The organism is Haloarcula salinisoli, from assembly GCF_019599405.1.
GTDB lineage: Archaea > Halobacteriota > Halobacteria > Halobacteriales > Haloarculaceae > Haloarcula > Haloarcula salinisoli.
Genome location: NZ_RKLQ01000001.1, coordinates 771,840 through 793,667, shown reverse-complemented (window position 1 = coordinate 793,667; position 21,828 = coordinate 771,840). Strand labels below are relative to the sequence as shown.

Here is a 21,828-nt window from a genome sequence, read left to right as displayed (position 1 = left end):
GGCACGTCCTGTCAATGTGTCCGGTCATGTGTCCATCTGCTCCGTGATATCCTCGAACGTCTCGCGGTACTTGTCGAACCGGTCGGTGAGGAAGTAGAGTTTCGCGTACGATTCCTCACCCGATTCGACGATGTCGTGCTCTTCGAGTTGCTCCATATGGTGGCGTATGGTCTTGTACCCGACGTCGAGTTCGTCGGCCAGCTCGTTGGCGTTCTGTGGTCGTTCGGTGAGAGCGTCGATGATACGCGCCCGGTTGGCGCCGCCACGCGTCGCCGTCAACAGATACCAGAGCGCTTTCTCCATTCCTCTCCCTTCGGTGGTCTTTGTGCCGGTACTAAATAGTTGGCTCTCACGGTCCCGTTTACGTCGCTTGCGTCGGTCGGTTTCATGAACGGTGACCACGGCTGGTTCGTCCGTAGCGATGTAACCCGACTACAAAACCCTTCTTCGAACTCTCTTCCAAATTCGTGACTACTCTCGCAGCGCTGCAGTGGCGTCGGCCATGATATCGATCGCCTCGCGGAGCGTCTCGGTATCGGTCGCATACGAGATGCGGGCGTAACCCGAGCCGTTCTCGCCGAAGGCGTCGCCCGGAACGACGACGACGCCCCGCTCTATGACCTCGTCGACCCACCCCTCGGGGACCTTCGGCATCGCGTAGAACGCCCCCTTGGGTGTGGGACACTCCAGCCCCATCTCGTCGAACCCCGAAAGGAGGATATCCCGGCGCTCCTGGAAGGCTTCCCGCATCTCCGCGACAGGGTCCTGAGGTCCTGTCAGGGCCGCCTCGGCAGCGTACTGTGCGGGCGCGGAGGCACAGGCCTGGGCGTACTGGTGGACCCGGAGCATCCGCTCGATGCGGTCGGTCGCGCCGGTGACCCAGCCCAGCCGCCAGCCGGTCATCGAGTAGGCCTTCGAGCAGGCGTTGACGACGACGACGTTGCCCGACTCGTCGAATTCGGCCGGAGAGCGGTGCTCACCCTCGAACACCTGGTGTTCGTACACCTCGTCGGAGATACAGAGCACGTCGTGTTCGTCGGCGATGCGGGCGAACTCCCGCATATCCTCGGGGGACTGGACGGCCCCGGTCGGATTGGCGGGGGAGTTGACGACGAACGCCGCGGTGTCGTCGGTGATTGCCTCCTCGACGGCCTCGGGCGCCATCGTCAGGTCCTCGCGCAGGCCGACTGGTTTCGGCGTCCCGCCGGCGAGATGGGTCAAGGCGTCGTAGGAGACGAAGCCGGGGTCGGGGAAGATGACCTCCTGGCCGGCGCTCTCGGACTGCGTCCGCTCGTTCGCGGGACGATGTCCCGCGCTATCGACGTGGGCCTCCAGCGCGATGTGCAGTGCCTCGCTCCCGCCGGAGGTGGCGATGATATCCTCGGGGTCGACGTCGAGGTCGTTATCGCGTGCGTGTTTCTCTGCGATGGCCTCGCGGAGTTCGAGCGTCCCCTTGTTGGAGGTGTAGGCGTCGACCTTCCCCGACTGGATGGCCTCGATTGCGGCCTCGCGGGCGTGGTCGGGGGTCGGGAAGTCCGGTTGCCCCAGCCCCAGGTTGATAGCGTCCTCGCCGGCGGCTTCGAACACTTCACGGATACCCGAGATGGAGACGGCTTCGACGCGACTGGAGAATCCTGTCATATCTCCCCTGGGGGCGGCCGGGCCGATAATTCTTCCCGAAACGGGCGGCGGTCAGCGCAGGTCAGATTACAGCTGACGGTTTCGCTCTATCGTGTCCTTGACGGGGACGAACTGGACGGTGCCGGTCCGGTCGATGGTGATTCGGTAGCCGGCGTAGGAAAACGAGATGGACATCTGGGCGTCGGCGGACGGGGGCGTCTTGAACAGCGTCTCGACGACGTGTTCGACCTGGTTGTACAGCGGCGGGAGCGTTTCGATGTCGACCTCCTCGATATCGGCGAGTATCTCCAGGAGGTCGTATTCGGAGGTCGCGGGGTCCGGTGGTATCTGCCGGCGCACGATTCCGCCACCGTCGGTCTGGCCGTCTCCGGAGTTATCTGACTGAGAATCTGACATCATATGACATACCCGATGGGTGGTTACAAGCGTAGTGTCAGAGTGTGTACCAACTTGATAGGCGCGGCCGACGAGCACTCGACAGCTACGAGCGTATCGCTGTCGTCGAAGTCGCCGCCGGGCGGGCTCACCGGACCAACGATATCGCCAGCGCGCCCCCGCCGCCGACTTCCATCGCGTCGCCGCCGGGCGGACTCACCGCGTCAACGACAGCGCCAGCGCGCCCCCGCCGCCGACGCTCATCGCGTCGCCGCCGGGCGGACTCACCGCGTCAACGACATCGCTAGCGCGCCCCCGCCGCCGACTTCCATCGCGTCGCCGCCGGGCGGGCTCACCGCGTCAAAGACATCGCCAGCGCGCCCCCGCCGCCGACGCTCATCGCCACGACCCCTCTATCCAGATCCCCGTGTTCCATGGCGTACACCAGCGTGGTCGTGAGAATGCCACCGCTGGCACCGATGGGGTGGCCAAGCGCCACGGCCCCGCCCAGCGGGTTGTGTTTCGCCGCCGGGATGTCGAGTTCGTCGGCGACGTACACCATCTGAGCGGCGAAGGCCTCGTTGAGCTCGAAGTGGTCGACGTCGGCGACACCGATATCCGCCCGCTCGAAGAGGGCCCGCAGGGCGTCACAGACCGCCAGCGAGAACTCGGCGGGGTCGCGGTAGGCGACCGCGTACTCCTCGACGTGGGCCATCGGACCGACACCGGCGGCGTTGGCGGCCTCGGCGTCGGCCAGCAGGACCGCGCCCGCGCCATCCGAGAGCTTCGAGGCGTTACCGGCGGTGATGGTCCCGTCATCGCCGAAGGCGGGCGGCAACGCCGTGAGGTCCTCTGCGGTCGTCTCGGGCCGCGGTCCCTCGTCCTCGGTGACGAGGTGGTCACTGACGGCTTCGCCGTCTGCTCGGCGCGTCTCCGACGCGCCGCTAACCTCTACTGGAACGATTTCCTGTTCGAACGCGCCCGACTCGATGGCCTCCCCGGCCCGCTGGTTACTCCGCTGGGCGTACTCGTCCTGTTGTGCCCGGCCGATGTCGAACTCCGCAGCGATGCGGTCCGTGAGCGTCCCCATGTGGGCGTCGTAGTTCACGTCCCACAGCGCGTCGTAAATCATCGAATCCACGAGCGTCGTGTTACCGTGGCGGCGGCCACCACGCATCTCGCGGACCAGATAGGGCGCGTTCGACATCGACTCCATCCCGCCGGCGATAGCCACCCCGACGCGGCCCGTTTCGATGCGGTCGATAGCGTTCGTAATCGCCCGCAAGCCTGACCCGGAGGCCTCGTTCGTGGTCGTCGCTGGACAGCTATCGGGGAGGTCTGAATCGACGACGACCTGCCTGGCCGGCACCTGGCCCACGCCGGCCTGGACACAGTTGCCCAGGCAGACCCAGTCGATCAGGTCGGGGCCGATACCGCTCCGCTCTAGCAGCCCCTCGGTGACTGTGAGACCCAGCTCAGTCGCCGTCTTCCCGGCGAGCGAGCCCAGTAGTTCCCCGTGTGCGGTTCTCGCGCCGTCGACGACGACCACGTCGGTCATACGCGAACGTGTCGCCGGAGCTACAAATACTGTCGGGCGGTAGCGGAGGCTTATTCGGTCGCCGCTTCGGCGGTCCGCAGTTGCTCGATGGCGGTCTCGAGCCGACGCAGCGTCGCGTCGGCGTCGGTGTACCCGCGGTCGTACTCCTCGTAGGCCGAGTCAGCCTCGGACAGAAACGTTTCGACGGCGGCTTCGAGGTCGTCAGTGTCGCTCATAGTCAAGCGGACGGGCTCACCGCACAAAACCGTCCTCACTTCGCCACGTCGTAGCTCACCGACGCGTCCGTCAGCGCGTCGGTGACCCGGCCGATGGTGTCCTGGGTCGCGACGACGACGGCGTCCAGTCCCCGCGAGGCGGCGTCGGCGGCGACCGCACCCGGCGCGAAGTAGGTCGTCGGTTCGACCCCGGCGTCCCGGAGCGCCGAGACGGCCTCGACGCCGGCGGCGGTGACGATGGGCACGCCCGCACAGGTCGCTGCGATGTCCGCCCCGGAGCCGTCGCTGTCGGTGCGGACCGTCGGCACCTGGACCACACTGACGTGACCGGGCTCCAGGTCGATGACACCCTCGAAGCCGGTGACGCCGACCACCTCGCCAGCGGCCGCGTCGGTCGTCGTCACGCCCGTGGCACCGTCACCCTCCTGCGGGCCCGCGTGAAGCAGCCCCGCCTCCAGCGACAGTGACACCGTCTCGCCGGCCGCGAATTCGGCGTCGGCGATGGCGGCGTCCTCCTGGACGCTGCCCAGCACGTCGTCGGTGACGTGGTCGACAAAGCGGCGCATGTCGTTGGCCGACTGGAACACCCAGTCGACGCCCTCCTTCGTCACGCGATAGCGCGAACGGCCCTCCTTCTCGACGAACCCCTCCTCGACCAGGTCCCGGATGTACTCACTGACGGCCTGGCTCGTCACGCCGACGGCCTCCGCGATCTCCCCCTGGCTGACTGCCGGCTGCCGGTCCGCTATCTCGACGAGGATGCGGAACCGCGTCGCCGAGCGTTTGTTCTCGAGGACGTCGACCATACCCGTGTCTCTGGATTCCTGCCACTAAAAGACCGCCGCCTAGGAACAACGTTCGTGGCCCAGAGAATCGCGGACAGCGGGACGGCTATCGGGATAGCTACTGTCGACAGCCAGAAAGCCCCCGAGCGCTCGACGGCTGCGACTCGCTGCGCGCCTCGCTTCGCTCGGTGCTTACTTCGTCTCGCTCGTCGAGCGCTCGGCCCCTTTCAGTCCCACCCATGCCGACTGACCAACCGGCTACGGGTGGGACTGAAAGGGGCGACTGGCTTCGGGAACCCCGACGACGCAAGCACTGGAGCGACGAGCGGAGTGAGGAGCGAAGGGCTCAGCGAGTCGTGGGACCGAAGCCAGTCGGGGCTTTCTGGCTGTTCTCAATCAGGACGATAGCATCGGCTTTGGTTGCTAGGTGCGTCATCGGTATGTAGCCCCAGCCCGGACACCATCCCAATGGACCTGACGTACGACGGCCGCGCGCTCGTACTCGAGGACACGCTGGTCGTCGCGGACTGCCACGTCGGCCGGGGGACCGGCGGGGAGCTGGAGTTCCCGGTCGGCTCCGGGAGCGAGATGGTCGAGCGGTTCCGCGACCTCGTCGAGCGCCACGAGCCCGACGAGGTGGTGGTCGCCGGCGACCTCCTGCACTCCTTCCAGACCGTGCCCCGAACGGTCGAGACCACCGTCGCGGGGCTGCGAGCGGTCTGTCGGGAGTCGGGGGCTCGCCTGGTCGTCACGCCGGGAAACCACGACACGATGCTCGACTCGGTGTGGGACGGGCCCGTCGAGCGGGAGTACCGGGTCGGCGACACGCTCGTCCTGCACGGTCACGAAGCGCCCGAGGGCGACGCCGACCGGTACGTCGTCGGTCACGACCACCCGACCATCGAAATCGAGGGGCAGCGACGGCCCTGCTATCTGGTCGGTGAGGGCCAGTACCGCGGCAGCGAGGTCGTCATGCTCCCGTCGTTCAACAAACTGAACGCCGGCGTCAGGGTCAACACGATGTCGGCGGGCGAGTTCCAGTCGCCGCTGGTGACCGACGCGGACTCGCTGGCGCCGGTGGTGTGGGACGAGCACGCCCGGGAGACGAAGGCGTTCCCGCCGCTGGGCGAGTTCCGGCGGCTGTTATAGCGGTCACCAGTCGGTCTGTTTCGGACGGAGATACTGCGAGAGTGCGTAAGTGACGGCTCTGGGGTCGTCAATATCGGCCAGGGGGAACTGCAACCGCGCGCGGCCCAGCGCGCTGCACTGGTGGAGAACCACCGCGTCGTCCCGTATTTCGTAGCCCTCGAACCGGTCCCACGGCATGACTCTGAACCCGGTGACCAGGCCGTCCGGGACCACCTTCGCCTCGCTGTTCCGGACGACACCGTAGGCCAGCGGCAGGAAGCCCAGTCCCGCCGCGACACTCACCAGACTACGGCTGAACCAGGCGAAGTAGCCGTACAGGAGTGCGAGACCGATGCCGAGGACCAGAAGCACCGACCCATGCTCGCGGCGCAACTGGGTGTAGCGGCCGGGCAGTGTCACCGCGACCGCCGGGCCGACCGTGAGAGCGAGGACGTGCTGGCGCTCGGCGGCGTGGCTCTGCAGGAGGGCCCCGAGGATAGCGAGGCCAGCGGCGGTCAGACCCTCGTAGAACGCGACGCCGCCGGGTACCCACCAGTGAACGGCCAGGACCGCCACCAGTGAGAGGGCAGGGAGCGCGAACACCGTCAGGACGGGAACCAGCGCACCCTGGTACCGTTCGATGTCGGCCTCCGCGGGCTGGCGGGCCAGCGCCAAGCCCACCGCCGAGCCCAGACAGCCCGCGACAAGGGCAGTCTCGACCGTGGGACCGCCGGCCACGCTGGCCAGGAGGACGGCGAACGTCGCGACTCCCCCACCCCCCTGGAGGCCACCCCCGAGGCTGAACAGCGTCTTCGGTCGCATAAATGGCAGTAAGCCGACAGCTAATTAAAGCACTTTTGGAAACCCGACCTGCCAGCAGTAGCGTCGCCCCCCGTCGGCACCTGACCCGAGGTCGGTAGGTATTTGGGCTATCGCGGTGGAACAGCGAATATGATTCAGACCGGACCGGCACTCGCGCTCATCGCGACGACACTCATCTGTATCGTCTTGCTCTACTTCGCGACCATCAAGTACGTCTCGGACGTGCTGGTAGGGGACGAACACGAGGACCACGACGACGGCGACCACGCGGCCTGAGGCGCCTTTTTACGCCAGTAGCTCGGCGGCCACGCGCCCGCTCTCCAGTGCGCCCTGAATCGACGACCAGCGGGTGTAGTCGCCAGCCAGGGCGACCGGTCCCTCGGGGGCGTCGGGCGCGGGCAACGACTCGCGGAACCCGGGCCGCTGGGCGAACTGCGCGAGCGGGACGCGGTCCGTCCGCAGGAGCTCCAGTGCGTCGAACCCGGCCGACGGATACCACGCGGTCAGCGCGTCGTAGACGTCGGCGGCCAGGTCCTCGTCGTCGGCGGCTTGCTCGCCGAGGAACGTCGCGCTGTACAGCTCCATCCCCTCGGGGGCGTACTCGGAGGCGACCGCCGACAGCGGCGCGACGGTGTTGGGCCGGTCGTCGGCGGCGTTGAGTACGATACGCTTGCCCATGCTGGGTGCCTTGCTCGTCGGCAGGGCAAAGTACTGGGTGACACAGCCGAGTGTCTCCGTCGGAATCGTATCGACACCGGTTAGCTCCGCGGCCGTCGCGGGGTCTGTAGCCACGACGCAGGCCTCGGCGGAGAGTGTCTCCGAGGCTGTCTCGACTGTCACCTCGCTGTGACCGTCTGCAGCCTCGACGGCCTCCACAGGCACGTCCGTCTCGATTGTCGCGCCCGCTGTGCTCGCCCGGTCGGCGAGTTGCTCGGGCATCGCCTGCATCCCGTCGGCCGGCACGAATATCTCGCCCTCGGAGAGCATCTTGTAGGTGTACTCGAAGATCCCGCTGTCGGTACCCAGCGACCTGTCGAGCGTGATGCCGCCGTAGAAGGGCGCCGCGAACCGCTCGACGAACCGCTTTGAGAACCCTCGCCTGGCCAGGTACTCGGCGATGGGCTCGCCGCCCCCGTCGAGCAGTGCCTCCGGGTCCTTGCCTGCGAGTTCGCGCTGCAGTTTGAACACGCGGAGCTTGTCGGCCGTCCGAACGTCGCGGTTGAAGATGGTCTGGGGGGCCGCCGTCGGATTGCGCAGGGGGTCCGACAGCACCGAGCGGTGGTTCGGACGAGCGATGGTCGCCCCCGGAGTAAAGGGCCGCGGCGAGAGGGCCTCGACATCGAATTCGCGCTTGACTGCGGGGTAGGCCGAGAACAGCACCTGGAACCCCCGGTCGAAGGTGTAGCCGTCCTCGTGGGCCGTCCGGACGCGGCCACCGACGCCGTCGCTCGCTTCCAGTAGCGTCACGTCCTGTCCCGACTCGGCGAGGTGACGGGCCGCGACCAGTCCAGCGAGGCCGCCACCGACGACAACGGCGTCTGTCATGGCCGTCCGTTCGGACGCAGGCTAAAAGAGCGTGCTGGAGTGGACCGGACGACACTTGGGGACGGCGTCCCGAGAGCCGCGTATGCAGACGACAGCGGCAGTCCGCGGGTTGAGCTGTACGGCGTGTGGCGAGTCGGCCGAACTCTCGGCGCACCGGTGTCCCGACTGCGGGGGCGTCCTGGTCGTCGACTTCGACGCGGACCGGGTCGATTCGGCTGCCGACGCTCACCCGTTCCCGCCCGGGGCGACCGTCTCCATCGACGAGGGGGCCACGCCACTCGTGGCCGTTTCCGAACTGGCCGACGAACTCGGTGTCGAAAGCATCGCAATCAAAGACGAGGGCCGGAATCCGACGGGCTCGCTCGCCGACCGGAAGTTCGCGCTGGCCGTCGCGGCCGCCGTCCAGGGGGGCGCCGACCGCGTCGGGACGCCATCGACGGGCAACGGCGCCCAGTCGGCGGCGGCCTACGCCGCCCGCGCCGGCATCGATTCCAAAGGTGTGGTCCCGACCCGCTGTCCGTTCCTCAACAAGGCGATGGTGAACGTCCACGGCGGCGATATGTACGTCGTCGAGGGGCGCTACGAGGACGCCGTCGACGCGTTCGGTGAGGGCGACGAGCCGCTCACGCCGGTCGCGCCGGGCCACCCGTTCCGCATCGCCGGCGGGACGGCCCTGGCCCTGGAGCTGCTCGCCGACCGCGAGGGCGCCCCCGACGCCGTCGTCCACCCGACGGGCCACGGCGAGACGGCCGTGGGGCTCCAGCGCGGGTTCGCCCTCGCGGTGGACGCCGGCCTCACCGACGCCGTCCCGCGAATCTACGCCGCCCAGCCCGACGCCTGTGCGCCAATCGCAGCGGCAGTCACCGACGGTGCGGCCGAGCCGGTGCCGGTCGAGCATCCCGACACCATCGTCGGCCCGCTAGAAGTGCCAGACCCCGTCACCGGGGCCGCCGCCATCGACGCCATCGACGCGAGCGGCGGAGACGGCGTCGCAGTCGAGGACAAATCGATTCTCCAGGCGGCCGTCGACGGCTGCGAGATGGGGCCCGAAATCGGCGCCACCGGCGGCACCGCCGTCGCCGGCGCGCGAGCGCTGGCCGACCGAGGAGCCTTCGACGCTGCCGACGAGGTCGTGCTCGTCAATCCCGTCGCCGGCAGCAAGGAGGCAGACCTCCTGCGCTCCCATCTGATGAGCCAGGGGATGTGAGCCGGCAGCAGGCGTACATGTTGGGGACAGGGATTTGTCGCCGGTCTCCGTCTCCGAAAGTATGGCCCCCGAGCTACCCGAAGACGCCTCGGCTCTCGACCGGTACTTCTGGGCGCGTCACGCGAACCCGAAGAGCGGCTGGTCCCGGGTCGCCTCCATGCCGCTGTTGATGACCTGCATCTACCGCCGGAACTGGCGCGGGCTGGCGCTGACACTGGCGTTCGTTATCCTCAACCCCGTCCTGTTCTCGCCGCCCGAGGACGACAGCGCGTGGATGACCAGGGTGGTGTACGGTGAGCGACTGTGGACCCAGCGGGACCACGGTCGTTTCAGCTACCCCGAGATTCTGAACCTTTTCAACGGACTCGCTGCGCTGTATGCCGTCTACGCCGCCATCGAGCGACGACCGGCCGAGATCGCGCTCGCGACGGCCCTGTCGATGGCCCTGAAGTTCTGGTTCGTCGCGGAGATGGTCCATCTGTACGAGGACCACGCTCCCGGACACAGCTAGCCAGCGTGCTGTTTCGCGAGCGTGTAGGCCTCCCGCACGCGCTTGAACTCCTCCTCGTCGCCGCCGTGGTCCGGGTGGACCTGCTTCACCCGGGCCCGATAGGCGGACTTTACCTCGTCGACGGAGGCCGTCTCTCGCAGCCCCAGCTCGGCGAAGGCCTGCCGGGTGGGGTCGACGGAGGCCTGTGGCTCCGATTCGGGCTCGGACCCGATAGAGACGTCGGGCGTCTCGAAGGGCAGACGCTTGCCCAGGGCGGCACCCGGCATCTCGTGTTCGACCAGCACCGGAACGGTCGGCGAGCGCTCGAGACGGTAGAACGCTCTGGCGTCGAAGGTGATGGCGACGTCGCGGGTGGGGAGATAGAAAGCGACCTCCCCGCCGGCCAGCGGGTGGTTCTCGGCGAACTGCTCGTCGATGGCCGTCAGGTACTCGCGAATCTCGACCCGACGGCGCTCCTCGCCGCCCTCTCGAACCCCGCGGGCCTGTCGCTTGGCTGGAAAAAGCTTTCCGGCGACGACAAACAGCGCGGCGACGACGAGACTCCCGGCTACCCCCAGAAGAAGTCCGAACACCAGCCACGCGGGGAGGCCGCCCGGGTCTGCCTGCACGGGCCCTCGTTAGGTCCCGGCGCCTAAGAAACGTCCGCTTTCACCGTGTCACTGCGCTCGCTCACCCGATGTAGCGAAGGTCCTCGTCGGCCGGCGAAGGTGCATTTTGCTCTTCCATCTGCTGTATCTTCCTGACGACCTCCTCCATCTCGTCGGCGCGCTCTTCGAGCGGGTCGAAGGGGACCTCGAAGCCGACGACCTCCTGGAGAATCTCCAGAACCGCCTGCGCGCTCTTGGGGTCGACCAGGTAGCCAGAGGTCTCACCCATCAGACACGCAGCGGGTAGGTCACGGCGGTCGCTCAGTCCCAGCAGGAGGCCGGAGACGCCGACGATGCCGCCGGCGGGTTCGTCCTCACGGAACTCGACGCCGGCGTCCTCGAGGCGGTCGCCGAAGTCGTCGGTCGTCGTCGCACCGAGCACGTCGTACTCCTCGATGAGCTCGCCCGTCGGGACCCCGCCCAGCGCGTACACTTCCTCGACGCCGAACGCCTCGCCGATGTCGAGGAACGTCGACGTGAGGCCGTAGTGGCCCTCGTTGTCCTGGGCCTGGTGGTCACCGGTGAGTACGAGCATGTCCCGCCCGTCCTCGGGCGTGACCGCGTGGAACTCGGCACAGGCAAGCTGGGTGCGTCCGTCCTCGACGCTGACCTGGGGCGGGAAATGCGTCGAGTAGACCCGCCGGACGAGCTCGCTGTCGAGCTCTTCGAGCAGGTGCTCGGCGGCGAGTTTGCCGACGTGGCCCACGCCTGGCAGCCCCTCGACGAGCACCGGCTCCTCGAGCTCCGGGTCGGCGATATCGTCGATATCGAATTCGTCCATACCCCCTACTGCCGGCGTCGGCGCTTAAGTGAACGTCGATACTCGCCGTGGGGGTCCGCCGGGTCGAAGGGTGCGGGCGCGCTGTTTTCGGCCGCGGCGCCGCAGTCCGGACAGGTCGAAGAAAGGGTGTACACCGGGCGGTCGTGTTCGGCCCGCCAGGCCGAACACACCCGGATGTCCGATTTCATTCGTCGTCTTCGGTTCGCTCGCGGTGGAAGCCGGCACTGCCGCCGTGCTCCTCGACCACGGCTCGGGCGCGGGCGGCGCTCTCCTCGAGTTCGCCCTCCGCGGTCTTGTAGTCGGGGGCCTGTACCTGGATGCGGTACTCGGGCGAGCCGACGTAGGTGACTTCGAGTTCGATTTCCTCGGGCACTTCGCCGTTGCCCTCGGCGGCTTTCAGCGCCTCCTTGATTACGTCGACGCCCTCGCTGTCGGGGCAGGTCAGGTCGACGTAGCCGGTGACGTTGACGTACGGCACCGAGACGTTGTTTCGGGCGGTCTCGACGAGCGCCTCGACTTCCTCATCGTCGAGGTCGGTCTCGTCGAGTGCGGACTCACCGTGGATGGCGGCGGCCTCGAAGCCGTCGTACAGCGAGCCAAAGTCAGAGAGCAGGGCGTTGGCGATGGCGCTGTACTCCTCGTCGGCGATGTCCTCGCCGAAGGCAAGCTCCATCCAGTTGTCGGCCTTCTGCTCGTTTTTCCACTCCTGTATCTTCTCCTTGCGCTGGTGGTCGTTGACGTCCTTGATGGAGAGGTCAATCTGCTGGGCGTCCTCGTCCACGTCGAGCACCTTGGCGACGACGGTCTGCCCGGTGTTGACGTGGTCGCGGACGTTCTTGATCCAGCCGCTCGCGACCTCGGAGATGTGACAGAGGCCACGCTTGCCCTCGTACTCCTCGAGGTCGACGAAGACACCGAAGTCTTCGATCTCGTCGACCTTGCCGACGACGAGTTCGCCCGGTTCTGGCCAGCCGCTGTATTTCATGTTACCGTGCCTCGACGACGTCGGTCACTTCGCCTTCGATGACGGCCTTGCCGCCCGTGGGGGTGGCGAGCGTGTGGCCACAGACGGCACACGCGACCTCGCTGGCGGCCTTCTCGAAGACGGTCTGTTCGTTCTCGCAGTCCGGACAGGCGACGGTGACGAAACTACCTGCCATGGTTACTCCTGGAACTCCAGTCGACCGGCGCGCCATCCCTCTCGGAGGTGGGCCTTCCCACAGTCCGAGCAGATGTACTTCAGGTCGGTCTTCTTCGTGGGCTTGTCCCCACCGGGGACCTTCGAGAACTTACCTTTGTTCCCGATACCGGTCCCGCGCCGCTTGCGCTGGCGGTCGTTGACCTTCTTCATACCGGACGAGCGGCCCGAGCGGACCTTCTCGACCTCGTGTTCGTTGTGCTCGTTACAGTGCGGACAGTACGTGTTGAAACGTCGCGGCATCTCCATAGATATCGACCTTACAGGTCGCTTTGATGTGACTGCTTAAAACCCCGACGGTTCGGCATTATCGTGACCGGGGTCGGGGACGGCCGCCAACGAAGGCCAGACCCAGCGAGCGCGACAGCGAACGTCCCGTGGTGCAGGTGTCACAGTCACTCCGCGCCGGCCGGTTCCTGTGTCGCGGACGCCTCGTCACGCAACCGACGGCCGAGCGCGTCGATGATTGCACCGAGACAGGTGGCCGCCGGGAGCACCCAGGCTGCCAGAAAGACCGGGTGCAACTCTCCGCCGCCAGCGAAGATACTCACACCGGTGATGAGCGCGACGTATCCCAGGCCCACACCGAGACAGAACCACATCGCCTCGAACTCCAGGGCCTTCACCGCGCCGAATCCGACGGCCGCAGGAACGGCGATGAACACGAGGAACAACATCCCCAGTTCACCGAACAGCCCTGTCACTGCCCCCTTGATCACCTCGACTTCGAACACCAGGAGGGCACTGCTGACCCACGTCACGACTGCCAGCAACGCACTCAGGAGCACTTGTTTCAGGATTTCGGTCATAATCAAGGCTGAGCGTACGGACCGTGGTACCGGCCGACCTGACAAATGCCTGTCGTCAGACGCCCGAGAGACGCGGCTTCGAAGTCACTAAGTACGCCGTTTGCCAAGCTATGGGTATGAAGAAGCTCATCATCCGTGGCGACCCCGGCCTCCGGAAGGGCGGCCGCATCGAGTACGACGGCGACGAGTACGAGGTGTTCGCGGTCGCCCGGCAGGGTGACTGGCACGGCCCCGACCGCGTCCAGCTGTGGTGTACCATCGGCAAAGAAGACGAAGAAGAGACCTTCAAGACCCAGGAGTACATCCCGATGCATCTCGAGACCGACAACGTCGACGCCGAGGCCGTCACCGTCCTGCGCGAGCGGGCCGAGGCCTGACGTTCTGCCGTCGTACTGAAGCCGGCCATTCTCCCAGCGTGCTCTACTCGACGTGGTAGCCTACGATTCTGCTAACGCAGTCTGGTCCACGCGGTAGATGACGACCTCGCCCGAGCGGTGGATCTCCGACACACCCTCCAGCTGACTGACCGTAATAACGCCGTAACGGGCCTGTTCGGCCGGCCCGTAGTAGACGTACTTGACGTCGTATTTCTGGAGTAGCGCACGCTGCTGGGCCCCGCTGCCCCGATAGATGGTGTCGACGTCGTCGACGCGGTCGTTGTAGACGCTGGCGTTGCGGTACTGTTTCTCGTGATACCAACCCGCGACCGTCGGAATCCCGGTCAGGCTCGACGGGGCGCTGGCACCTTGCCCCTCCTCGGGGTCCCAGTAGTAGCCGGCCGGGGCCGCGGTGACGATGTTCGGACGACCGTCTATCTCGCGGTCCATCCAGCGGATGGCTTCGGCCTCCGCGGGATGTGAGTCATCGAGGTACGCCCGCCCGTCGAGGGTGGGTTCGTCGGCGCGGCCGACGTGGTTCGGCAAGGCGATGGCGGCGTACACCGACGTCGAACAGACCAGCACGACGACGAACACCGTCGTCCCGTTCTTTACGAGCGACCGGGTCCGCTCGCTGTCCGGGCGCCAGCGCGTCAGCAACCACGCGAGTATCGGCCCGACCGCGGCGGCCCACAGCACCCACACCTGCATGTACGTCTTGAACACCGTGTTCATCCGCCCGACGTTCTCCTTGATGAAGACGAACTCCACGAGGATGACCAGTCCAGCGCCGGCCACCAGCAACACCGTCTCGAACCCGACGGAGCGCTCGCCGCCGTCGGCCAGCGCCGGCAGCGGGCCCTCGGTCGGCTGGCCGGTCGGCGACCGGGCGAACAGCCACGCGCCGACCAGCAGGGGGAGGACGAGTCCGATAGCGGCCAGGTCGACCAGCGCGCCGACCGCGACCGTCGCGAGGAAGCCAAGCCCGACGTACCGGGTCTGTCTGGTGTCGAGCGACCGGCCGACCTGCGCGTACAGATACAGGGCGAACGGTGCGAGGAAGAGTCCGTGGATGCCTATCAGCTCCGCGATGGAGCTTCGGTCCGGGAGGTACGTCACTTCGCGGCCGCTGCCGACGCCGAACCAGAACGGGAGCGACCAGAGCAGGCCCAGCCCGACCACGCCGACCGCGACGGCGACCGCGAGGCCGATGCGGGAGCCCTCACCGGCCGCCCCCTCTCGGGGGATGGGGTCACGGAGCGAGGTCGGCACGAGCGACCGCGGGCTGGCCGGTGCCATGGCGACGGTCACCATCGCGAGCCCGGCGATAGAGGGGAACGACCAGGTGTTCGTCACGGCCATCAGCCCGGCGACCGCCGGCAGCGCCCCGAAGAGGAGCGCCAGCCGCCGTCTGCGCTCCTCGGCCGGGGTCTGGTAGTAGCTGAAACACAGCGCCGCCGCCAGGACGAGAAAACCCGTGCTCATCATGTGGGCGTGGAGGTCGCCGTTGAGCCAGGCAAAGAGCGGGAACTCGTTGACGCTGTACCCCCTCGCGGGCGTGTACGTGGCGAAGTCCGCGGGGTCGTCTTTGATGACGCGGCTGGCGTCCCAGAAGTAGAACTCGTCGGGTCCGTTCGCGAGGCCGCTGATTTCGTAGCCGACAGCGCCGGCCAGCCCGTTGGCGACGCCGTCGGGCAACAGCCAGAGGATTGTACGGGCCGGCGTCGTGAGGTTGCTCGCGATACCGACGAAGAACGCCGAGAGGGCGGCGGCGAGCCGGCGGGGGACGTCCCGGGCGGCAGCGACGGCCCCCGCTAGCCCGTAGACGCCCGTCACCAGCGTCGCGTAGAAGCCGGCCAGCGCGAGGTTGTAGGCGTATTGCCCGGCCGTCCCCGTGAGCTTGGTGAGAATTGCCGTCAGCAAGTGGCCGCCGTAGTAGTAGGCGACCGGTTCGCCGGCGAACCACATATCCTCCGGTGGAAGGGTGTCGGCCCGGAGCAGCGACTGGACCAGCCCGAAATCGAGGAACTTCTCGCCGGCCAGCGGCGAGATGGCCGGGTCCAGCGCACGGACCCACACCAGGAACAGGAACGCGACGGTGAAGACGGCGGCGACCTCGCCAAAGGAGCGGAGGTCGACCGGCTCACGGCGATAGGCGACCGCGATGGCCCCGGCGACGAGGGCCACCACGCCGAGCCAGATGCCGGCCGTTATCGAGACACGACCGACGAAATACGTGGACAGCCAGAGGACCACCAGTGCGACCGGCAATCCGAACGCGATTCCACGTTCGGCAAAGCGGGGGAACAGCGCCGACGCGATGGTCGCTCCAACATAGGTCAACAGGAGATATAGAGCGAGCCAGATGACAACGAGACCGTACTCCATCAAAGGGTAAGAGTTGGGGGAACCCCTATACGTTTTTTGATTTATTCAGCCTGGAGGCGACCGAACGGTTTTTACTCACTGACCGTACAGGGTGATACTATGTCGACGACCGTCGGTGTAGTGATTCCCGCGTTCCGCCCCGATATCGCGGAACTGCGGCGGTACGTCACGGCAATCGAGGAGACGCTGGCGCCGGAGACGGTCGTCATCGAACTCGACTCGCCCAGCGACGGTGTCGCGGCAGAGCTCGACGACCTGCCGGCCGTCGTCGAGACCGTCCCGTACCGGCGTGGCAAGGGGGCCGCTATCACAGCCGGCTTCGAATATCTCGAGACGGACGTGCTGGTGTTTGCCGACGCCGACGGTTCGACGCCGGCCGACTCGCTTTCGGCTGTCGTCGACCCCGTCACCGATGGCGAGGCCGACCTCTCCGTCGGCTCCCGTCGCCACCCGGAGTCGGAGGTCGGGAGCCACCAGACGTTCGCCCGACGGTTCCTGGGTGACGGGTTCGCGTGGCTCGCCGGCACCCTGCTTACGGTCTCGCTGTACGACTACCAGTGCGGAGCGAAGGCCATCACGGCCGCCGGGTGGGGACAGGTCCGCTCGCACCTGTACGAACCCGGCTTCGCGTGGGACGTCGAACTCGCCGCCATCGCGGGCGCGCTCGACCTCCGTGTCGCCGAGGTGCCGATTCACTGGGAGGACCGCCCCGGCTCGACGGTCTCGCCGGTCAGAGACTCGCTGGCTCTTTTCCGCGCGCTGCTGTCGGCCAGACACCGCGCGAAACAGCTGAGCGACGACCGGCTGCACACGGCCATCGCAGCCCGGCGCGAACAGCCCACCGCGCTCGTCGAACGGGACCGATGAGCGTCGGCGACCGGCTCCGCCGGGCGGTACCGGACCGCTTCGAGTCGCTCGTCTCCGGCGTCCGGTTCGGTCAGTTCCTCTCGGTCGGTATCGTCGGAGCCATCAGCGACAACGCCGTGCTTGCAGTGCTAGGCCTGGCCTTCGGCGTCCCCGAGCTGTGGGCGAAGGCCGCCGGCATCGAGACCGCCATCCTGGTCATGTTTCTGGTCAACGAACACTGGACCTTCTCCGAGGACGGCGAAGCCGGCCTGACGCCGTTCCTGCGGCGGCTGGGGAAATCACATCTGGTCCGAACCGGTGGCGTCACCGTCCAGCTGGTCGTTTACTGGGTCCTGACCCAGCAGCTGACCGTCGAACTCGTCGTCGCCGGCCGGGACCTGTGGTTCATCGCCGCCAGTCCCATCGCCATCGCCGCCGCGATGTCGGTGAACTACGTCTTCGAGAGCCTCTTTACCTGGCAGGTCCACCGCGACGACACGCCGTAGCGCGACAAGAATTCACGGACGGCAGTCGAATCACAAGCCTTAATGAGGGCACTCGGGTATGAACAGGTAGCGGGATGGGATAGCCAGGAGATTCCGGCGGGCTCATAACCCGCAGATCGGTAGTTCAAATCTACCTCCCGCTATCAACCTGGCGGTCGTTTTACATTTCTTCGAGCAGTTCAGTCTCCCAAAGTAGCAGTGAGTCTCGGTTAGCGTAATCTGGCGGACTACTCGTGCTATCGTAGTTTGGACGGCTGAAAACCCGTTTTCTGGGGGTTTTTCTAACTGAGTAGTTGAGTGTGGGCAGCCTTTTATTTAAATACCATTACGAGCACAACCACTCTCGTTGGAGTCATTCAGGGAAATCGCACGCCGGTATGAATCCAACACTCAGCAGATATGTCAGGCGAAACGACATTAATTAAGACGCTTGTATTCCAGCTCGCGGTCGAAAGTGACAACGAGCGTCTGCTGTACGATGCGACACTCGAAGCTCGGTCAGTCTACAACGAGACCATCCGGCTTGCCAAACAGGGCGTGGACTGGAATGAAATTCCCGACCGAATAGCCAACGACGCTGGTCTCGTAAAGAACACGACCCAACGTGTTGTGGCCAAGGCACTCGACGCGATGGAGAATTACCACGAGTACGACGACTTCGGCCAGCCGAGTCACACCAAGGACGGGACTTACCCTCTCAGAGCGAACTACGGGGAAGGGTACACCCTTTCGCTGACCGACGATGGAGAGATAGCGTTCAGAATTAGTGTGAAACCCTACAAACATGTCAAAGGAGTCCTCAACGGTAACGAAGCCCACCTCGAAATTCTCAAGACCGCACTAGCCAGCGACGAGTGGAAGATCAGTACCGCCGAAGCAATCTGGCGCGACGATAACCCCGAACTTCACGTCAGCGTCACCAACACTGACCAGACTGTGCGCGCAAAGGAGGATTCGCAGACAGTGGTCGGTGTGGACGTGAACGAGGACAACGTGGCTTTGGCCGCGCTTGCCCAAGACGGTGTCAGGGAGACGTTGGTTATCGACTTCCCGGAAATCAAGTTCGAACGCCATCGGTACTTGACGATTCGAAAGCGTGTACAGAAGGCTGGGAAAAATAGCATCCACAGCACGCTGGAAGGGTGCGAAAAGCGGTTTGTCCGTGACCGACTCCACAAAGTCTCCCGACATATCGTAGAATGGTGCCAACAGTTCGTGCAGCCGTGTATCGTCTTTGAAGACCTCAAAGAGATGCGCGACAGTATCGACTGCGGCACGCGGATGAACCGACGCTTGCATCGGCTCCCGTTTCGAGCGATCCAGTACTACACGTCGTACAAGGGGTCGTTCGAAGGTATCCCGACAGGATGGATTGATCCCGAATACACAAGTCAACAGTGTCCGATGTGTGGACATACAGAACGAGCGAATCGGAGGAAAAAGCGATTCAAATGCCGAAGCTGCGAGCATCAAGACCACAGCGACCGCAGTGCAAGCGTCAATATCGCTGCGAAAGGTGTCAACAAAACGCAAGACGGGAATGTGCCTGCTCTCGACAATCTTCCACCAGTTCGGAAGGCACGACGGCAGGCATCGGGGGCCGTGGACGCCCCGACTGTGGCCCGGGACATCACTTGAGGCGACCATACCGATGATGTCGCGGGTGTGTTAGCGGAATCCACAGGAAGTCTCAGCACACGGGACAGTTCATCTCCCGCTATTTTTGTCCGCAATCAGAGCAGACCCACACGTTCGACCAGTGCCGATACCGCCCTACCCGTCGCCGTTCTCGTCCGTAACCACGACCTCGCCGTCCTCGACGACGACGTTGATGAGCGTCTTGGCGTCGTAGCCCGCCTCGGCGAGCTTGTTCTTCCCGTCGTCTTTCTTGATAACACAGACGATGTCACAGATGTCCGCGCCGATGTCCTCCAGGGCGCCGGTCAGGGCCGCCAGCGTGCCGCCGGTCGAGAGGACGTCGTCGAGGACGAGCACGCGGTCGCCGTCGTAGACGTCGTTGACGTACATCTCGTTCTCGGAGTAGCCAGTGACCTGCGAGAGGGCGACCTCGCCATCGAGGCCGTACTGGCGCTTGCGGACCACCACGAGCGGGATGTCGGTCATCAGCGACACCGCCGTCGAGAGATGGATGCCCATCGCCGCAGGCGTGACGATCTTGTCGACGTCGTCGAGCTCGGCCTTGCGGATGATCTTGATGACAATCTCGCGCAGGAGTTCGGGTCGCAACATCGGCACGCCGTCGCTGATGGGGTGGACGAAGTAGTGGTACCCCTCCTTCTCGATGATTGGCGCGTCGAGCAACGACTGCTGCAGCTTGTCCATAGCCGTGCTTCTGGCACGGCGTACTAAAGTTCGTCGTCAGCCGTCGCTGGTCGGTTGATAAAACGGAAAAGGAATGGTCAGGTGCCGATTCGAGTTAGGTAGCTGGCGTTAGCACTCCGCGATGATGGAGGTGCTGCTACCGTCGGGGTTTGCCCACTGGATTTGTTCGTCACCACTAACAGTTGTGCCAGTCGAACTGTTCGCTAGCTGATCTCCAGCGTTGTACGTGCCTGAGTTAATAGTACCGCCATCACCGTTCTGGAGTGTAAGCTCGTCACCGTTGAGTTCGTCACCACCGGTATGGTTGATGTAGTCGTTCGCGACGTTACACTCGACACTGAGCGTTGGTGCAGCGTCTCCGGCAGAGTCACCGAGCCCGAGTACGAAGCTCGCGATGACGGCCGCGAGGATAACTGTGATAGCGACCATCAGGATGACCCCGATGACCGGTGATACTGCGTCGTCGTCCTGGATAAGTTGTTTGATGTCCATAGTTTGCCCTTTTTATGACACATCGCGTGTCTCCGACTGCCACCCCACCTTGGGGGAGCCCCGCGAGTGTGCTGTCTGGGTACCATGAGCTATCCAGTCTTATATTCACCCGATTCTTCATTGATTCAGGGGTGGCTTGAACCCTCTCAAGGGCGACTGTCCGACCGGAATCGGGTTTGAGACAGTGACCGTCGGGTCTGGCGGTTTGGGTTGTCGGTCCCCGCTACAAGCGGGCAAAATCATAGTTGCTGAGAGAACAGCTGTCATGAGACAGTATCACAGGGGCCTGTGTCGTTGTCGTCGCGCGGCGCGCGTCGTCGCAACGTCACATCAATGGCGCGGGCGCCTGGCCGAGCGTCGGCGTTGTCACTGCGGGACTTGCGTTCAAAAAAACGAAAATTGGGTAGCGACTGTCCGTTAGCACTCGGCGATGACCGAGGAGCTGCCGCCGTCGGGGTTGTTCCAGATGAGTTGGGAATCGCTATCGACGCCAGTGGCAATGATGGAACCGGCAGTATAATTGTCGGCACCATCAAGAGTACCGCCGTTGATCTCGATAGAGCTGTTGTCCAGCTCACTACCGCCAGTGTGATTCATATACGTGTCACCGCTGCCACCGAGGTTACACTCCGTACTGACCGATGGTGCGGCGTCGCCAGCCGAGTCACCGAGCCCGAGTACGAAACTCGCAATAACGGCTGCGAGGATAACTGTAATCGCGACCATCAGAATGACCCCGATGACCGGCGAGACTGCGTCGTCGTCCTGGATTAGTTGTTTGATATCCATATATTGTGTTCTCCAACACACCGCGTGTGTCTGGGCAGGCACCTCTAACCCGTGAGGTGGACCCCGAGGGTGTGTTATCTACTTCCCATGTGGCGTCCACGCTTATACCCACCCTACGTTTCACGCGTTCAGCACCGCCTTGAAATCGGCTTCTAAAGACTAATAATGCCAGATTTTGAGTTGAGAGGAGAAGTTGTTTGTCGGAGTGACCGTATCAGCCAGGCTCCGTCGAAACGGTGACTGCGTGCGGCGCAACCAGTCTGTCTCGTCGAACGGGTCACTATTGATAGAGGTCTCAGGCTGACTCGTCTGTCGGTGTTGTCACTGCGGGACTGACGGTCAAAAAACGAAAATCGGTTAGGGACTGTCCGTTAGCACTCGGCGATGATCGAGGAGCTGCTGCCGTCGGGGTTGTTCCAGACGAGCTGGGTATCGTCGCTCACGTCACTGCTGATAATAACGTCACCTGCGGTGTAATTCTCGCCGGAAGATTTATCGAGGCTACCCGTACTGGCGTTCAGGTTATTATGCTGGAGCTCGGCGCCGCCAGTGTGGTTCATATAATTGCCTTGCGTGTTACAATCCACACTGACCGATGGTGCGGCGTCGCCAGCCGAGTCGCCAAGCCCGAGTACGAAACTCGCGATGACGGCTGCGAGGATAACTGTAATCGCGACCATCAGAATGACCCCGATGACCGGTGAGACTGCGTCGTCGTCCTGGATTAGTTGTTTGAGATCCATGTGTTGTGTTCTCCAACACACCGCGTGTGTCTGAGCAGGCACCTCTAACCCGTGAGGTGGACCCCGAGGGTGTGTTATCTACTTACCATGTGGTGTCCACCCTTATACCCACCCTACGTTTC

The 21,828-nt window shown here is 64.9% G+C and carries 28 protein-coding genes and 1 tRNA gene; 9 read left to right on the top strand and 20 right to left on the bottom strand.

Annotated elements, in window-relative coordinates; genetic code table 11:
• Positions 1-24: 24 nt before the first annotated feature.
• The 6 genes from EGD98_RS04200 to EGD98_RS04175 all read right to left on the bottom strand — a co-directional run bounded on the left by EGD98_RS04200 (position 25) and on the right by EGD98_RS04175 (position 4,595).
• Complete coding sequence (locus tag EGD98_RS04200; RefSeq protein WP_220587099.1) at positions 25-303, bottom strand: ArsR/SmtB family transcription factor; 279 nt, start codon at positions 301-303, stop codon at positions 25-27.
• A 168-nt stretch (positions 304-471) separates the two neighbouring features.
• The gene (locus EGD98_RS04195) at positions 472-1,641 is read right to left on the bottom strand and encodes a pyridoxal phosphate-dependent aminotransferase (protein ID WP_220587098.1); all 1,170 of its coding nucleotides are present in this window, start codon (positions 1,639-1,641) and stop codon (positions 472-474) included.
• 66 nt (positions 1,642-1,707) lie between these two features.
• Positions 1,708-2,037 carry a HalOD1 output domain-containing protein gene (locus EGD98_RS04190; protein WP_220587097.1) on the bottom strand — a complete coding sequence of 110 codons (330 nt, stop codon included), beginning with the start codon at positions 2,035-2,037 and terminating at the stop codon, positions 1,708-1,710.
• A gap of 331 nt (positions 2,038-2,368) precedes the next feature.
• Positions 2,369-3,574 carry a thiolase family protein gene (locus tag EGD98_RS04185; RefSeq protein WP_220587096.1) on the bottom strand — a complete coding sequence of 402 codons (1,206 nt, stop codon included), beginning with the start codon at positions 3,572-3,574 and terminating at the stop codon, positions 2,369-2,371.
• Positions 3,575-3,624: 50 nt separating this feature from the next.
• A complete protein-coding gene (locus EGD98_RS04180) occupies positions 3,625-3,789 on the bottom strand; it encodes a hypothetical protein (RefSeq protein WP_220587095.1) in 165 nt (54 codons plus the stop codon).
• 35 nt (positions 3,790-3,824) lie between these two features.
• Positions 3,825-4,595, bottom strand: a complete 771-nt coding sequence (locus EGD98_RS04175) for a DUF7839 domain-containing protein (RefSeq protein WP_220587094.1) — start codon at positions 4,593-4,595, stop codon at positions 3,825-3,827.
• A gap of 447 nt (positions 4,596-5,042) precedes the next feature.
• Here EGD98_RS04175 and EGD98_RS04170 point away from each other — a divergent pair, with 447 nt between their 5' ends.
• Positions 5,043-5,723 (top strand): metallophosphoesterase, encoded by a 681-nt coding sequence (locus tag EGD98_RS04170; RefSeq protein ID WP_220587093.1) that lies wholly within the window; start codon positions 5,043-5,045, stop codon positions 5,721-5,723.
• A gap of 3 nt (positions 5,724-5,726) precedes the next feature.
• Here EGD98_RS04170 and EGD98_RS04165 read toward each other — a convergent pair whose 3' ends face one another.
• Positions 5,727-6,524, bottom strand: coding sequence for a hypothetical protein (locus EGD98_RS04165; RefSeq protein WP_220587092.1), 798 nt, complete (start codon positions 6,522-6,524; stop codon positions 5,727-5,729).
• Positions 6,525-6,653: 129 nt separating this feature from the next.
• Here EGD98_RS04165 and EGD98_RS04160 point away from each other — a divergent pair, with 129 nt between their 5' ends.
• Positions 6,654-6,800: a hypothetical protein gene (locus EGD98_RS04160; protein WP_220587091.1), complete on the top strand. Its 147-nt coding sequence runs from the start codon at positions 6,654-6,656 to the stop codon at positions 6,798-6,800.
• Positions 6,801-6,809: 9 nt separating this feature from the next.
• Here EGD98_RS04160 and EGD98_RS04155 read toward each other — a convergent pair whose 3' ends face one another.
• Complete coding sequence (locus EGD98_RS04155) at positions 6,810-8,069, bottom strand: NAD(P)/FAD-dependent oxidoreductase (RefSeq protein ID WP_220587090.1); 1,260 nt, start codon at positions 8,067-8,069, stop codon at positions 6,810-6,812.
• A gap of 82 nt (positions 8,070-8,151) precedes the next feature.
• Between EGD98_RS04155 and EGD98_RS04150 the strand changes: the two genes are divergently transcribed.
• On the top strand, positions 8,152-9,276 hold the full coding sequence (locus EGD98_RS04150; RefSeq protein WP_220587089.1) for a threonine synthase: 1,125 nt from the start codon (positions 8,152-8,154) through the stop codon (positions 9,274-9,276).
• A gap of 61 nt (positions 9,277-9,337) precedes the next feature.
• Complete coding sequence (locus EGD98_RS04145; RefSeq protein WP_220587088.1) at positions 9,338-9,787, top strand: DUF6653 family protein; 450 nt, start codon at positions 9,338-9,340, stop codon at positions 9,785-9,787.
• Here EGD98_RS04145 and EGD98_RS04140 read toward each other — a convergent pair.
• From EGD98_RS04140 to EGD98_RS04110, 7 genes are all read right to left on the bottom strand, one after another.
• Positions 9,784-10,395, bottom strand: coding sequence for a J domain-containing protein (locus EGD98_RS04140; protein ID WP_220587087.1), 612 nt, complete (start codon positions 10,393-10,395; stop codon positions 9,784-9,786). The genes EGD98_RS04145 and EGD98_RS04140 overlap by 4 nt on opposite strands.
• A gap of 61 nt (positions 10,396-10,456) precedes the next feature.
• Positions 10,457-11,215 carry a proteasome assembly chaperone family protein gene (locus EGD98_RS04135; RefSeq protein ID WP_220587086.1) on the bottom strand — a complete coding sequence of 253 codons (759 nt, stop codon included), beginning with the start codon at positions 11,213-11,215 and terminating at the stop codon, positions 10,457-10,459.
• Between the two features lie 5 nt (positions 11,216-11,220).
• Positions 11,221-11,403: an RNA-protein complex protein Nop10 gene (locus EGD98_RS04130; protein WP_220587085.1), complete on the bottom strand. Its 183-nt coding sequence runs from the start codon at positions 11,401-11,403 to the stop codon at positions 11,221-11,223.
• Positions 11,400-12,200, bottom strand: a complete 801-nt coding sequence (locus EGD98_RS04125) for a translation initiation factor IF-2 subunit alpha (RefSeq protein WP_220587084.1) — start codon at positions 12,198-12,200, stop codon at positions 11,400-11,402. The genes EGD98_RS04130 and EGD98_RS04125 overlap by 4 nt, the downstream gene beginning before the upstream one ends.
• 1 nt (position 12,201) lies before the next feature.
• Positions 12,202-12,375 carry a 30S ribosomal protein S27e gene (locus tag EGD98_RS04120; protein WP_220587083.1) on the bottom strand — a complete coding sequence of 58 codons (174 nt, stop codon included), beginning with the start codon at positions 12,373-12,375 and terminating at the stop codon, positions 12,202-12,204.
• Between the two features lie 2 nt (positions 12,376-12,377).
• Positions 12,378-12,662: a 50S ribosomal protein L44e gene (locus tag EGD98_RS04115; RefSeq protein WP_220587082.1), complete on the bottom strand. Its 285-nt coding sequence runs from the start codon at positions 12,660-12,662 to the stop codon at positions 12,378-12,380.
• A gap of 146 nt (positions 12,663-12,808) precedes the next feature.
• Positions 12,809-13,222, bottom strand: coding sequence for a hypothetical protein (locus EGD98_RS04110; RefSeq protein ID WP_220587081.1), 414 nt, complete (start codon positions 13,220-13,222; stop codon positions 12,809-12,811).
• A 116-nt stretch (positions 13,223-13,338) separates the two neighbouring features.
• On the opposite strand from EGD98_RS04110, the gene EGD98_RS04105 reads away from it, so the two are divergent.
• On the top strand, positions 13,339-13,599 hold the full coding sequence (locus EGD98_RS04105) for an HAH_0734 family protein (protein WP_220587080.1): 261 nt from the start codon (positions 13,339-13,341) through the stop codon (positions 13,597-13,599).
• 60 nt (positions 13,600-13,659) lie between these two features.
• Here EGD98_RS04105 and EGD98_RS04100 read toward each other — a convergent pair whose 3' ends face one another.
• Positions 13,660-15,987, bottom strand: a complete 2,328-nt coding sequence (locus tag EGD98_RS04100; RefSeq protein ID WP_220587079.1) for a DUF2298 domain-containing protein — start codon at positions 15,985-15,987, stop codon at positions 13,660-13,662.
• A 99-nt stretch (positions 15,988-16,086) separates the two neighbouring features.
• Here EGD98_RS04100 and EGD98_RS04095 point away from each other — a divergent pair, with 99 nt between their 5' ends.
• From EGD98_RS04095 to EGD98_RS04080, 4 genes are all read left to right on the top strand, one after another.
• Positions 16,087-16,854 carry a glycosyltransferase gene (locus EGD98_RS04095; RefSeq protein WP_220587078.1) on the top strand — a complete coding sequence of 256 codons (768 nt, stop codon included), beginning with the start codon at positions 16,087-16,089 and terminating at the stop codon, positions 16,852-16,854.
• Positions 16,851-17,339 carry a GtrA family protein gene (locus EGD98_RS04090; RefSeq protein ID WP_220587077.1) on the top strand — a complete coding sequence of 163 codons (489 nt, stop codon included), beginning with the start codon at positions 16,851-16,853 and terminating at the stop codon, positions 17,337-17,339. Before EGD98_RS04095 ends, EGD98_RS04090 begins: the two co-directional genes overlap by 4 nt.
• Positions 17,340-17,407: 68 nt before the next feature.
• Positions 17,408-17,482 (top strand) — tRNA-Met (locus tag EGD98_RS04085).
• Between the two features lie 256 nt (positions 17,483-17,738).
• On the top strand, positions 17,739-18,977 hold the full coding sequence (locus tag EGD98_RS04080; RefSeq protein ID WP_220587076.1) for an RNA-guided endonuclease InsQ/TnpB family protein: 1,239 nt from the start codon (positions 17,739-17,741) through the stop codon (positions 18,975-18,977).
• A gap of 135 nt (positions 18,978-19,112) precedes the next feature.
• Here the strand turns inward: EGD98_RS04080 and hpt are convergent, their stop codons facing one another.
• From hpt to EGD98_RS04060, 4 genes are all read right to left on the bottom strand, one after another.
• The gene (gene hpt / locus EGD98_RS04075; RefSeq protein ID WP_220587075.1) at positions 19,113-19,682 is read right to left on the bottom strand and encodes a hypoxanthine/guanine phosphoribosyltransferase; all 570 of its coding nucleotides are present in this window, start codon (positions 19,680-19,682) and stop codon (positions 19,113-19,115) included.
• A 108-nt stretch (positions 19,683-19,790) separates the two neighbouring features.
• Positions 19,791-20,174 carry a type IV pilin domain-containing protein gene (locus EGD98_RS04070; protein WP_220587074.1) on the bottom strand — a complete coding sequence of 128 codons (384 nt, stop codon included), beginning with the start codon at positions 20,172-20,174 and terminating at the stop codon, positions 19,791-19,793.
• A 417-nt stretch (positions 20,175-20,591) separates the two neighbouring features.
• Positions 20,592-20,963 carry a type IV pilin domain-containing protein gene (locus tag EGD98_RS20730; RefSeq protein ID WP_236039220.1) on the bottom strand — a complete coding sequence of 124 codons (372 nt, stop codon included), beginning with the start codon at positions 20,961-20,963 and terminating at the stop codon, positions 20,592-20,594.
• 371 nt (positions 20,964-21,334) lie between these two features.
• Complete coding sequence (locus EGD98_RS04060) at positions 21,335-21,706, bottom strand: type IV pilin domain-containing protein (RefSeq protein WP_220587073.1); 372 nt, start codon at positions 21,704-21,706, stop codon at positions 21,335-21,337.
• Positions 21,707-21,828 lie beyond the last annotated feature (122 nt).